This is a genomic window from Seohaeicola nanhaiensis (genome assembly GCF_042654245.1).
GTDB lineage: Bacteria > Pseudomonadota > Alphaproteobacteria > Rhodobacterales > Rhodobacteraceae > Seohaeicola_A > Seohaeicola_A nanhaiensis.
This window is the reverse complement of sequence record NZ_JBHSGI010000004.1, coordinates 134,995-147,580: the sequence shown is the minus strand read 5'-3', so window position 1 is coordinate 147,580 and position 12,586 is coordinate 134,995. Positions and strand designations below refer to the sequence as shown.

Annotated in this window: 11 protein-coding genes; 6 read left to right on the top strand and 5 right to left on the bottom strand. The window is 64.6% G+C overall.

Going from position 1 to position 12,586, the window contains the following annotated elements; all coding sequences use genetic code 11:
- Positions 1-22 precede the first annotated feature (22 nt).
- From ACFO5X_RS07035 to ACFO5X_RS07020, 4 genes are all read right to left on the bottom strand, one after another.
- Positions 23-1,075, bottom strand: coding sequence for an extracellular solute-binding protein (locus ACFO5X_RS07035; protein WP_380716576.1), 1,053 nt, complete (start codon positions 1,073-1,075; stop codon positions 23-25).
- Between the two features lie 62 nt (positions 1,076-1,137).
- Entirely contained in the window at positions 1,138-1,944 is an 807-nt protein-coding gene (locus ACFO5X_RS07030) for an ABC transporter permease (protein ID WP_380716575.1), read from the bottom strand.
- The gene (locus ACFO5X_RS07025) at positions 1,944-2,831 is read right to left on the bottom strand and encodes an ABC transporter permease (protein ID WP_380716574.1); all 888 of its coding nucleotides are present in this window, start codon (positions 2,829-2,831) and stop codon (positions 1,944-1,946) included. The genes ACFO5X_RS07030 and ACFO5X_RS07025 overlap by 1 nt, the downstream gene beginning before the upstream one ends.
- A 2-nt stretch (positions 2,832-2,833) precedes the next feature.
- Positions 2,834-3,922 carry an ABC transporter ATP-binding protein gene (locus ACFO5X_RS07020; protein ID WP_380716573.1) on the bottom strand — a complete coding sequence of 363 codons (1,089 nt, stop codon included), beginning with the start codon at positions 3,920-3,922 and terminating at the stop codon, positions 2,834-2,836.
- Between the two features lie 333 nt (positions 3,923-4,255).
- On the opposite strand from ACFO5X_RS07020, the gene ACFO5X_RS07015 reads away from it, so the two are divergent.
- The 3 genes from ACFO5X_RS07015 to ACFO5X_RS07005 are packed head-to-tail and all read left to right on the top strand — an operon-like array spanning position 4,256 to position 7,469.
- Entirely contained in the window at positions 4,256-5,392 is a 1,137-nt protein-coding gene (locus ACFO5X_RS07015; RefSeq protein WP_380716572.1) for an aromatic ring-hydroxylating oxygenase subunit alpha, read from the top strand.
- Positions 5,393-5,447: 55 nt separating this feature from the next.
- Positions 5,448-6,110 carry a potassium channel family protein gene (locus tag ACFO5X_RS07010; protein WP_380716571.1) on the top strand — a complete coding sequence of 221 codons (663 nt, stop codon included), beginning with the start codon at positions 5,448-5,450 and terminating at the stop codon, positions 6,108-6,110.
- 18 nt (positions 6,111-6,128) lie between these two features.
- Positions 6,129-7,469: a TrkH family potassium uptake protein gene (locus ACFO5X_RS07005; RefSeq protein ID WP_380716570.1), complete on the top strand. Its 1,341-nt coding sequence runs from the start codon at positions 6,129-6,131 to the stop codon at positions 7,467-7,469.
- Positions 7,470-7,473: 4 nt separating this feature from the next.
- Here ACFO5X_RS07005 and ACFO5X_RS07000 read toward each other — a convergent pair whose 3' ends face one another.
- Positions 7,474-8,124, bottom strand: coding sequence for a TetR family transcriptional regulator C-terminal domain-containing protein (locus ACFO5X_RS07000; protein WP_380716569.1), 651 nt, complete (start codon positions 8,122-8,124; stop codon positions 7,474-7,476).
- Between the two features lie 143 nt (positions 8,125-8,267).
- Here ACFO5X_RS07000 and ACFO5X_RS06995 point away from each other — a divergent pair, with 143 nt between their 5' ends.
- The 3 genes from ACFO5X_RS06995 to ACFO5X_RS06985 are packed head-to-tail and all read left to right on the top strand — an operon-like array spanning position 8,268 to position 12,567.
- The gene (locus ACFO5X_RS06995; protein WP_380716568.1) at positions 8,268-9,896 is read left to right on the top strand and encodes a phytoene desaturase family protein; all 1,629 of its coding nucleotides are present in this window, start codon (positions 8,268-8,270) and stop codon (positions 9,894-9,896) included.
- Positions 9,896-11,380 (top strand): phytoene desaturase family protein, encoded by a 1,485-nt coding sequence (locus ACFO5X_RS06990; RefSeq protein WP_380716567.1) that lies wholly within the window; start codon positions 9,896-9,898, stop codon positions 11,378-11,380. Before ACFO5X_RS06995 ends, ACFO5X_RS06990 begins: the two co-directional genes overlap by 1 nt.
- Entirely contained in the window at positions 11,380-12,567 is a 1,188-nt protein-coding gene (locus ACFO5X_RS06985; RefSeq protein ID WP_380716566.1) for an aminomethyl transferase family protein, read from the top strand. Before ACFO5X_RS06990 ends, ACFO5X_RS06985 begins: the two co-directional genes overlap by 1 nt.
- Positions 12,568-12,586 lie beyond the last annotated feature (19 nt).

Genomic DNA, 12,586 nt, shown 5'->3' with positions numbered 1-12,586 from the left:
CGCCGCCCCGCTCCTTTCCTGCTTACGACTTGAGCTTGGTCCAGACCTTCTCGCGCAGGTCCTTCGACGCTGGCGAGCAGGCCTTGTACGGGACCAGGCGGTCGTTGAATTCCTCAGGCGTGTTCACCGCCGGATCGCCTTTCAGCGAATCGGTCAGAAACTCGCCCGATCCCTTTACCGCATTGGAATAGCCCGTGTAATTCGATGCAGCCGCCGCGTTCTCGGGCAGCATCATCCAGTTGATGAAGGTCTTGGCGTTCTCCATGTTCGGCGCGTCCTTCGGCACCGCCATCACGTCGGTCCAGAAGGTGGTGCCTTCCTTGGGGTAGACGTAGACCGCGTCCGGCTTCTTGGCCTTCACGCGGTGCGCCGCGCCGTTCCACTGCATATGCACCGGAACCTCGCCCGCGATCATGCGGTCGATGGTGCCGTCGTTGGAATAGAGCTTCACGTCCGGCTTCTGCGCCATCAGCACGTCGAGGATCTTCTGTGCTTCCTTCGGATCCTCGGTGCACTTGTCCACGCCGGTGTAATAGGCGGCGGCGTTCCAGACGTCGCTCATCTCGTTCAGCATGGCGATCTTGCCCTTGAGTTCGGGGCGCGGCTCGAACAGCTCTTTCCAGCTTTCGTCCAGCTTGCCGCCCGGCACCATGGCCGGATCATAGGTAAAGCCGGTCGTGCCCCACATGTAGGGCGCGGAATAGGTACGCTCCTCGTCCCCGGCAATTGTGTGGAAGGCGGGCAGGAGGTTGCCGAAATTCTCCATCTTGTTCACGCCGATATCGGCGAGCAGGCCCTTGTCAACCATGATGCCCAGCGTCGTGGTGCCGGGGAAGATCACGTCATAGCCGCCGCCGCCGGCCTGCAGCTTGGCCAGCAGATCCTCTTCCGAGGCATAGCTGTCGATGGTGGTCTTGATGCCGGTGTCCTTCTCGAACTTCTCCAGCAGTTCGGGCGAGAAATAGTTCGACCAGTTGTAGAGCCTGAGTTCGCCATCGGCGGCGGCGCTGACCGCCATCGCGCCCAGCGCGATTGCCGATACCGCCATGTGGCGGGTGAATGTCTTGAATGTCATCCTGTGGTTCTCCGTTTTTTGGGTGGTCTTACAGGTTCGGGCGTTGCCTTGGCCGGGCCCGATCACCGGCCTTGATCTCTTCCAAGGAAGAGCGAGAGCGATACCATCGCGATCGACACGACCAGCATGAGGGTCGAGATCGCGTTGACTTCCGGGGTGACGCCGGTGCGCACAAGGCCGAAGATATAGATCGGCAGCGTGGTCGAGCCGGCCCCCCCGAGGAAGAAAGTGGTGACGAAATCGTCGAGCGAGATGATGAAGGCCAACACCAGCCCCGACAGGATGCCGGGCAGCAGCAGCGGCAGCGTCACCTTGCGGAAGGCCATCATCGGGCTGGCATAGAGGTCGGCCGCCGCCTCGCCGATACGCGGGTCCATGCCTTCCAGCCGGGCGCGGATCGGCAGATAGGCGAAGGGAATGCAGAAGACGATATGGCCCAGGATCACCGTGCCGAGGCCCAGCGGCAGCCCGATGCTGGCAAAGAACATCAGCGTGGCGACGGCGGTAACGATCTCGGGGATCGACAGCGGCAGCGCGAACGACGCGCTGACCGCGTCCTGCCCGCGGAACCGGTCGGTCGCCATGCGGATCGCCGCCAGCGTCGCAAGGGCGGTCGCCGTCACCGAGGCGATCGAGGCGATGATCAGCGAATTGGTCGCGGCGCGGATGATATCGCGGTTCTCGAAGGCCATCCGGTACCAGTCGAGCGAGAACTCGGTCCAGACCGTCACGGTGCGGTTCTCGTTGAACGACAGGATCACCAGGATCAGGATCGGCAGATAGACATAGGCAAAGAAGGCGGCCGTGGCGACATAGAGACCGGGCCAGTGCCGGGCGTCGCCGGCAAAGCGTCGGGGCAGAAGGCGCATCAGCGGTCCTCCCTGCGATAGCGGCGGGCGTAGACAGTTAGCGACAGAACCACCAGCACCATCAGGAACAGACCCAGCGCGGCGCCGAAGGGCCAGTTGCGCGCGGCGCCGAATTGCAGGCCGATCAGGTTGCCGATCATCAGCGTCTTGCCGCCGCCCAGCAGTTCGGGCGTGACATAGGATCCGAGCGAGGGCACGAAGACCAGCATGCAGCCGGCGACGATGCCGGGAAAGGCCAGCGGCAGCACCACACGGCGCAGCGCCATCCATCGGTTGGCGTAGAGGTCAAAGCTCGCCTCGACCAGGCGCAGGTCGATCTTTTCCAGGCTGGAATAGATCGGCAGCACCATGAAGGGCAGGAAGGAATAGGTCAGGCCCACGGCCACCGCGAATTCGTTGTGCAGCAGGGGCAGGGGTTCGGAAATGACCCCAAGCCAGAGCAGCGCCGAATTGATCGTGCCGTGGTCGCGCAGCAGCAGGATCCAGGCGTAGTTGCGCACCAGCAGGTTCGTCCAGAACGGCAGCGTCACCATGAAGACCAGCAGCGCCTTCCAGCGCGGCGCCCGGGTGGCCATGAACAGGGCCACAGGAAATCCGACCAGCAGCGACAGCGTCATGGTCAGGAAGGACAGCCAGACCGAGCGCAGGATGATCTGGAGATAGGCGAAGTTGATGCCAAGGGTGTCGTCCAGATTCCGCTCGAAGATCAGGCGCAGATAGGCCTCGTAGGACAGATCGCCCCAGACCACGCCGCCAGTATAGTCGCGCGTCTGGATAGAGACCCAGGCCATCAGCAACAGCGGCACCAGCAGAAAGACCACGATGGCCAGCAGGGCGGGGCCGATCAGCAGGGCGCGGAAGACAAGGCGGCGGCTGGCGAGGGTCATGCTCAGCCCTCCAGCACCGAAACCGAGCGCGGATCGGCGCTCCAGGCGACGGCGTCGCCGGTGGCGAAGGGCAGCGGCGCGCTCGAGGTATTCTGAAGCCGCGCCTTCATCGCGGTGCCGCCGGGCAGGGCGAAATGCACAATGGTATCGGTGCCGTGATAGACGACATTGGTGATCGTGCCGGGCAGGCCGCCGGTGCCGCCCGGCGACAGCACGATGCGCTCCGGGCGGATCGCCAGTGTCGCCGGCTGACCTGCCGAGGCTTCGGCGGCGCGCAGGCTGCCGGTCTGGCCGACGCGGAATGCGCCATCAGATTGAGCTTCGGCTTCCAGAAGATTGATTTCACCGATAAAGCCCGCAACGAAACGGTGCGCGGGATGTTCGTAAATCTCCCGCGGGTCACCGATCTGCAGGATATTTCCCGCCTGCATCACGGCGATGCGGTCGGACATTGTCAGCGCTTCTTCCTGGTCGTGGGTGACGAAGACGAAGGTGATCCCGGTCTCGGTCTGCAGGCGTTTCAGTTCGATCTGCATGTCCTTGCGCAATTGCAGATCGAGCGCCGACAGCGGTTCGTCCAGCAAAAGCACCTTTGGCCGCGGCGCCAGCGCCCGCGCGAGGGCGACGCGTTGTTGCTGACCGCCGGAGATCTCGGTGATCTTGCGGCCCGCCATCTGGGTCATCTGAACCAGGGCCAGCATCTCGGACACGGTGGCGTCGATCTCGGCCTTCGGGCGTTTCTGCATCTCGAGACCAAAGCCGATGTTCTGCGCCACAGTCATATGCGGAAACAGCGCATAGTTCTGGAAGACCGTATTCACCGGGCGCTTGAACGGCGGCAGGGCCGAGATGTCGGTGCCGTTCAGCAGGATGCGGCCGGAGGTCGGTTCCTCGAACCCCGCAATCAGGCGCAAGAGGGTGGTCTTGCCACAGCCCGAGGGGCCGAGCAGGGTGAAGAACTCGTTGTCGGCAATATCGACCGAGACATCATTCAGCGCGGTAAAGGCACTGGCGCCGGCACCGAAGACCTTGCTTGCGGATTGCACCGAGACGGCGACCTGACGGTCACCGGACCTGTCCGAATCGGCCAAGATTTCTCTCCCTTCGGGATGGGTTATCGTTGTCCGACGCGGCCGGGTCAGGGCGGCCGCACCAGGGTTGAGGTTAGGCAGAAACGATGGGCCGCGCAACCTCCAGAGGCCATTTATTGACTGAACATACATTCAATAGGCGGCGGATTCGCCCTCATATACAGCATGAGAAATATCATGTATCAGGCTGTATACGTTCAGATTTAATCCAGAATTTGTCGGCCAAAGAAATGGGCCGGAAATTTTTCCGCCTCCGCGGTTCGCCGCGAGGCCTTGGCGGCGGGGCGGCGTCCGGGCTAGTCTCTTTGCGACACCAACCGGAGCTTTCGTGCCATGAACGCCCAGCCGCCCGTCGCCTCTCCTCTGCTCGATCACTGCCCGCCCGGACTGCCGGTCGAGGCCTATTTCGATCCCGGCTGGTACGCGCGCGAGCAGTCCGCGATCTGGGCACGGCAGTGGGTTCTGGTGGGCCATCAGAGCGCGTTCGGCACCGACCGGATGGAACTGCGCCGTGTCGCCGGCACCGAGGTCATCGTGCTGCGCGACCGCGACGGTGCGCTGAAGGCCTTCCACAATACCTGCCGGCATCGGGGCGCGGCGCTGTGCACCGAGACGCGGAACGATTTCAACGGCCGGCTGATCCGTTGCCCCTATCACGCCTGGGCCTATGACACGACCGGTCGGCTGATCTCGACGGGCTACGGCACGCCCACCGCCGATTTCGACAAGGCCGTGCATGGGCTTTTCCCGGTGGCGCTGACCGAATGGAACGGGCTTGTCTTCCTGTGCCTCGCCGATGATCCCCCCGAGTTCCGTCCCGACATGGGCCTTGCCGCTTTGGACAACTGGCCAATGGAGCACCTGGTGATCGGTCACCGGGCCGAGAAGGAACTGGCCTGCAACTGGAAGATCTTCTGGGAGAATTACAACGAATGCCTGCATTGCCCGGGCATCCATCCCGAGCTGATCGACCTCGTGCCGGTCTACCGCGAGGGCGTCATGTCCGAACCCGAGCGCAAGGGGTGGCAGGGCGGCGCGGCGGGCCCGGCGCTGAAGTCGGGCGCGCGCAGCTGGACGATGAATGGCGCGCCCTGCGGACCCGAATTCGACGGCCTCAGCGCCGAAGAGCGCGCTGCAGGGCATAATTTCGTGACGATCTACCCGTCGTGCTTTGTCGTTGCCCATGTCGATTATGTTCGCGTGGTCACCGTCACGGCCCTCGCACCCGAGCGGACACGGCTGACGGCGGAATGGCTGTTCCTGCCGGAAACGCTGTCGGCGCCTGGGTTCGATCTGGACAATGTGACCGATTTCGCCAAGCGGGTGATCGCCCAGGATGGCGAGGCCTGCGAGATGAACCAGCGCGGCCTGCATTCGCCGAAATTCCGTCAGGGCCGGCTGATGCCGCAGGAATTCGACATTCACCGGTTCCACGAATGGGTGATCGGGGCGCTTGGCGCGCAGGCTTGACTCTGCACCTGCAAAGGTATCTCTCTGCCGCTCTGAGTCCATGCCGGGGTATGTTATGGCAAGGTCAAGTCGCACGTTCGCCGTTATCGGCCTGGGTGCGTTCGGAACGACGGTTGCGCAGGAACTGGCGCGATCCGGCAGCCATGTGATGGGCATCGATCTCGACGAACAACGCGTCACGAGGGTCGCCTCATCGCTGTCGTCCACCGCTATTCTCGACACCACCGACGAGAACGCTCTGCGCGATGTCGGCATCGGACAGTTCGATGTGGCTCTGGTGGCGATCGGCCGGGATATCCAGGCCAGCATCCTGACCACGATGAACCTGCGTATGCTCGGGGTCGAGACCATATGGGTTAAGGCCTCGAACAAGACGCATCACCGCATCCTCTCCAAGCTGGGCGCCGACCGGGTGATCCTGCCGGAACAGGAGGTGGGCCGTCACGTGGCACAGATGCTGCGCAACGCGGCGCTGCAGGATTATGTTAGCCTCGGCAACGGGTTCTCGGTCGTCAATATCGTCGCGCCCGAGCATCTGGACGGCAAGGGCTTGGAGGCTCTGGAGCTGGGCGAAAAATACGACCTGCAGCTCCTGGGCGTGATGCGTGGCAGCGAGTTCCGCCGTGGCAACGAGCCGGATCTCGAACTGGCCACAGACGACCGTCTGATCCTGCTGGGCAAGCGGGCAGAGCTGCAAAGGTTCGGCGATGCGCTCTGACAGGCAGAGGGTCATCAGGTGATACGCGCCGATGGCGTCGTGCGGCGCCTGTCGCGCTTGCCGCCCCCGCTGATCCTGGCTGTGCTCTACGCGGTGCTGATCCTGATCGGCGCGCTGCTATTCCTGCTGCCCTTCGCCGTAACGCGCGAGATCACTTTTTCCGATGCGCTGTTCACAGCCACCTCGGCAGTCACCGTGACCGGCCTCGCCGTGCTGGATTCCGGCGCCGACCTGACGCTGTTCGGCCAGATCGTGCTGGCGCTGCTGATCCAGCTGGGTGGGCTGGGGCTGATGACCTTCGCGGTGATCATCCTGGGGCTGCTTGGCCTGCCGCTGGGGATCACCGGGCAGCATTACCTGCGCGAGGATCTCAATCAGAACTCGATGAACCAGCTGGGGCATCTGGTCAATACGATCATCCGCGTGGTGCTGGCCGCCGAGGGCATTGGCGCGCTGCTGCTGATGCTGACCTTCGTGCCCGATCTAGGGTTCTGGCCGGGCGCGTGGACGGCGATCTTCCATTCGATCTCGGCCTTCAACAACGCCGGCTTTTCGACCTTGCCGCAGGGGCTGGTGCCCTATGCGACAGACCTTGTGGTGAATTCCGTGATCCCCGTGCTCTTCATCACGGGCGGCATCGGCTACATTGTCCTGCGCGATGTCTTCGGCAAGTCCGGGCGGCGCGGCTGGTCGCTGCATACAAAGATCATGCTGGTCGGTACGGGCGTGCTGATCGTCTGGTCGGTCGGGATCTTCGCGGTTCTGGAATGGAACAACCCCGATACGCTGGGCCAGTTCGACAGCGCCGGCGCGCGTTTCGTCGTCAGCTGGTTCCAGGGCGTGACCACCCGCACGGCCGGGTTCAACACGGTGGATATCGCCAGTCTGCACGACGACACCTCGTTGATGTTCATCTGTCTCATGCTGATCGGCGGCGGCCCGACCTCGACCGCCGGAGGTATCAAGGTAACCACCTTGGTGGTGATGTTCCTGGCGACCATCGCCTTCTTCCGCCGCCAGACCCAGTTGCACGCCTTCGGGCGCAGCATCGGACTGGATCAGGTGCTGAAGGTGATGGCGCTGGTCGCGATCAGCGTGGTGACCTGCTTTATCGGCGCCTTCCTGCTGACCGCCTCGCACGAGGGGCACTTCCTCGACATCAGCTTCGAGGTGGCGAGCGCCTTTGGCACCGTCGGCCTGTCGCGCGGGTATACCGCAGAGCTTACGGGATTTGGCCGGGCCGTGATCGAAGGGCTGATGTTCCTGGGTCGGGTGGGGCCGCTGACGCTGGGCTTTTTCCTGGCCACCCAGACGACGCCGCGTGTGCGTTACCCCGAAGGTCAGATCCACCTGGGCTGAGCCGTCAGGTATTGGGGGTAAGGCGCGTCTTCAGTTCCGGAATCAGCGCCTGCAGCGCGCGCAGGGTCGAGCGGCGGGCACTCTCGTTGTTGTAGCTCGCCGGGAACAGATGCAGGTTCTGCCAGTAGCCGTCAGTCAGAGTGTCGACCCAGTCGGCCACGTCGCTGGCGTGGACCGGGTCGTCGGGCAGCAGCTTCTTGCAGATGTCCTGGATCGCGCGCTGCCGGTTGTCGTCGAATTCGCGTGTGATTTCACCGTATTGCGGTGTGAACTTCTGCTCGCCCCAGAAGGCGAACCAGACCGAGAGGATCGCCGGATTGCAGATCTTGGGATCGAAATCTGCCCGCACCAGCGCCTGAAGCTGCGCCGCGGGATCGCTGCCCGCCGCCTCGACTGCCTCTTGCCAGTGCGCCTCGTAGATCAGGTAGAGATCGCGCAGCGCCTCGGACAGCAGGCCGTTCTTGGACTTGAAGTAGAAGACCGCCACGCCCTGTGACAGGCCCGCTTCCTCGGCCACGGTGGCGAGGGTCGTGCGCTGCAGGCCATTGGTGACGATCGATCGATAGGTGGCGTCCAGAACCTGCCGCCGGCGCTTGTCTGCGTTCTGCTTGCGTTCCTTGCGTTGTCGTGGCGGTTCGGATGGGTCAGTGGACATGAGTCGCACCTCGAAAGCACTGTTTGGGCGATGTTTTTCACATATGCGCGCATATGTCAGCAAAACGTTTTTTATTTGAGCGCTCAAAAAACTTTACGCTTCGCGGGCTTTCAGGTATCTTCCCCGAAAATCGGACACTTCTCATGGCTACCCACGATTCCTATGACGCGATCATCGCCGGCGCCGGGCACAACGGGCTGACGGCGGCCTGTTACCTGGCGAAGGCCGGTCTGCGCGTGCTGGTGGTCGAAAAGAACGACTGGATCGGCGGCGCGGCGGTGTCGCGGTCGCTGCACGACGGCTGGACCTATTCCAGCTGTTCCTACGTCTGTTCGCTGCTGCGGCGCGAGATCGTGCGCGATCTGGACCTGCCGCGCTTTGGGTTGCAGGTGATCCCCTATGAGGGCGGGGCGACATTCACGGCGGATGGCGATTACTTCGCCTATCACTCCGACCATGACGCGCTGCGGCGCGAGATCGCGCGCCATGAGCCGCGCGACGTGGATGCCTATGACCGCTTCTCGCGCACCGTCCTCCGCCAGTGCCGGTTCATCCGGCCCTTCCTGCTGCGCAATGCACCCGATCCGACCTCGCTGAATGTGCGTGATTTGCAGGAGCTGCTGTTCCTGGTGAAGCGCGCGCATGGCCTTGGCGCGCGGGAACTGGCCGAGACGATGCGGTTCTGGACCATGTCCATCGGCGATTTCCTGGACGAACATTTCCACAGTCCGCTGATCAAGGCGCATCTGGCCGGGTCGGGGATCATCGGCACGGGCCTTGGCGTCTATTCGCCGGGCACGGCCTATGTCCTGTTGCATCACTACATGGGCGATGTGGACGGAGCCATCGGCGCCTGGGGCTTTGCCCGTGGCGGCATGGGCGCGATATCCAAGGCGCTTGGCGATTGCCTGGCCGAGGCGGGTGGCGTGATCCGCACCGGCGCGGGGGTGGATCGCTTTCTCGTGGATGACGGTCGGGTGAAGGGCGTCGCCCTCGACAACGGCGATGTGTTCTTCGCGCCGGTGGTGGCGTCGAACATGGACGTCAAGCGCACGTTCCTGACCCACACCGACCGCGACCAGCTGCCCGCCGATTTCACCCGCGCGGTCGAGCGGTTCAAGATCCGCGGCTCGTCGGCCAAGCTGAACATCGCGCTGGATGCGATGCCCTCTTTCCCGGCGGCGCCGCCCGACGCCGCCTTCCTGCGCGGGGACCTGCATGCCTCGACCTCGCTGGAAGAGCTGGAGCGGGCCTATGACGACTGGAAAGAGGGGCATTGGTCGAAGACCCCCTATTTCGACATGCTGATCCCCAGCCAGATCGACCCGACGATGGCGCCGCCGGGCAAGCACATGATGACGGTCTTTGTGCAATATGCCCCGTATGACCTTGAAAAGGATGGCGTTCGCAGCGGTCAGAACTGGGACGATGCTGCGCGCAAGGCGCTGGCGGATTGCGTCTTTGACAAGATCGAACAGGCCTGCCCGGATATCCGCCAGCATATCGTTCACGCCGAGGTCCGCACGCCGCTGGATATCGAGCGCGAGGTCGGCCTGACCGAGGGCAACATCTTTCAGGGCGAGCTGACTTTTGACCAGCTGCTGTTCAACCGCCCGGTTCCGGGCTGGGCGAATTACGCGACCCCGATCGAGGGGATGTATCTTGTCGGATCCTCCGCGCATCCGGGAGGCGGCGTGATGGCTGCGCCAGGGGCAAATGCGGCGCGCGAGATCCTGCGACGCGGTGCCAGACGCAGCGCGAAGGCGGCGTGATGGAGCGGTTTGACGCCATCGTCATCGGGGCAGGGCACAACGGTCTGTCCGCCGCCGCCGCGCTGGGGGCGCGGGGCAAGCGGGTCTGCGTGCTCGAACGGTCATCCCAGGTGGGCGGCATGGCGGCTGACGGGCGGCTCGCGCATCTGGTCTACAACCTGTCCGAAAGCGAGAAGCGTCGGCTGGGGCTGAACCTGAGCGCCATCAACACGATCTCGCTGGCCCGGGACGTGGCACATGTGGCGATCCGCGGCGGTGCGGCGGAATTCGCGGACGGCCGCGCGCATCCGAACGCGGCGGCCTATGCGCAGCTGCACGCCCGTCTGGTGCGCTTTGCCGGAGTTTTGGCGCATCTGGCCGAAGCGCCGCCGCCGGGGTTCGAGGGCGGGCTGACCAGTCTGGAGGGGCTTCGCGAGATCGCGCGGCTGGGCAAGGTCGGGCTGGGGCTCAAGCGGCTGGGCAAGGCAGAGATGCGGGAGTTCCTGCGGGTGATCCTGTCGAACGCCTTCGACGTGATCCTGGACGAAATCCCCGATGGGCCGTTGGCCGGCGCGCTGGCGGCGGATGCCGTGCGCGGCGCCTGGGCCGGGCCACGCTCGCCCGGCACGGTCTTTTCGCTGATGTATCGGCTGGGGCAGGGCGGCGAGGTCTTCCGGCCCGTGGGCGGCATGACGGCTGTCGCGGCGGCCTATGCAGAAGCGGCGTGCCGTGCGGGCTGCGATGTCCGCACCGATGCGCCGGTTGCCCGCGTGATGGTGGAGAACGACCGCGCCGCCGGGGTCGAACTGGCCGACGGCACGAAGATTGCGGCCTCTGCCGTCCTGTCCAGCGCCGGGCCGCTGCAGACCATGCTTCTGGCCGGGGTCGGGCATTTCGATGTCGAGGCGGCGCGCCGGGCCCGGACGATGCGCGCCAAGGGCAGCGCGGCGAAATTGAACCTGACGCTGTCGGCTCGACCCGCTTTCAACGGGCTGAATGAGGCGCAGCACGCCGCCCGCCTGCTGGTGGCCCCCTCGGCGGCAGAGGTAGAACGCGCCTTCAACCCGGCGAAATACGGCGAACTGCCCAAGGCCCCGGTGCTGGAAATGGTGCTGGACGGTGCCCGCCTGTCGGTCATCGCGGGCCATGTGCCCACGGAACCGCAGGGCGGATGGACGAAGGCCGCGCGTGACCGGCTGGCCAGCATCGTGATCGACACGATCGAACCCCATGCCCCCGGTCTTGCCGCGCTTGTCACGAACGTTGAGGTGCTGACTCCTGCCGACATCGCCGAGATGACCGGCGCGCCGGGCGGACACTGGCACCATGCCGAGATGGGGCTGGATCAGGTGCTGACGCTGCGGCCCATCGCGGGCAATGCGCGCTATCGGCTGGCGGTGCATGGCCTCTATCTCTGCGGCGCCTCGGCCCATCCGGGCGGCGATGTGACCGGACTGCCCGGACGCAACAGCGCGGCGCAGTTGCTGGCGGACGGGGTGCTGTGATGGACGCCCGCGTGCCCACCCGCCAGCATGTGCCCATCGGCCTGATCCCGACGCCGTTCCAGTCGCGTCTCGAGGCGCTGAGCCGCGCCAAGTCTTGGGTCAACTGGGCTGGATACATCTCCCCCGCCGTGCTCGACACGGTGGAGTTCGAGTATTTCGCGATCCGCAATCAGGCAACGCTCTACGACATCACGCCGATGCACAAGTATCGCGTCCGGGGGTCGGGGGCTGCGGCGATGCTGAACCGGCTGGTCACCCGCGATGTGCGCAAAATCCGGCTGGGCCGGGTCGCCTATGTGCTGTGGTGCGACGAAGAGGGTCATCTGATCGACGATGGAACTCTGTTCCGGCTTGGGCTGGACGACTGGCGGCTGTGTTGTCAGGAGCCGATGGCGGGCTGGCTGGCGGATGCGGCCTGGGGGTTCGACGTGTCCATCGTGGACGAGAGCCATACGGTCGCGGGCCTGGCGCTGCAGGGTCCGACGAGTTTCGCGGTGCTGGAGGCTGCCGGGATTGTGGGTACCGGGGCGCTGAAGCCCTTTGGCCTGCATGAGTTCGAGCCGGGGCTGCATATCTCGCGCACCGGCTTCACCGGCGATCTGGGTTACGAGCTGTGGACAAGCTGGGGCAAGGCCGGCGCACTCTGGGACCGGTTGTGGGAGGCCGGGAATGGGCGCGGTCTGCGCGCCATCGGCTTCGAGGCGATGAACATCGCCCGGATCGAGGCTGGCTTCATCGCCGCCCGCACCGATTTCCAGCCAGCCAATACGGCGATCCGGCTGGGGCGGGGGCGCAGCCCCATCGAACTGGGCTTTTCCCGGATGGTCGATTTCTCGAAGGGTCACTTCAACGGACGGCGGGCGCTGCTGACGCAGAAACCCCGTTTTAATCTGGTCAGGCTCGACGTCGGCGGCTTCAAGCCCGCGGACGGCGCGCTGATCTATCACAGAAAGAAAAAGGAGGTCGGGCATGTCACCTCTGGTGTCTGGTCGCCCACGGCAAAGCGCAATATCGCCCTGGCCGAGCTTCGCGCGCCCTACGGCGGAACCGTAGCGGACGATCTCTGGGCCGAAATCTATGTGAATGCAGAGGGCCGGTGGGACCGCCGCCTGGTGCCTGTCACCCTGCAGACCGAACCCTTCTTCCGAAACGTCCGGGCGCGGGCAACGCCCCCCGGGCAGTTCTGATCTTGCGAAAGGAAATCCC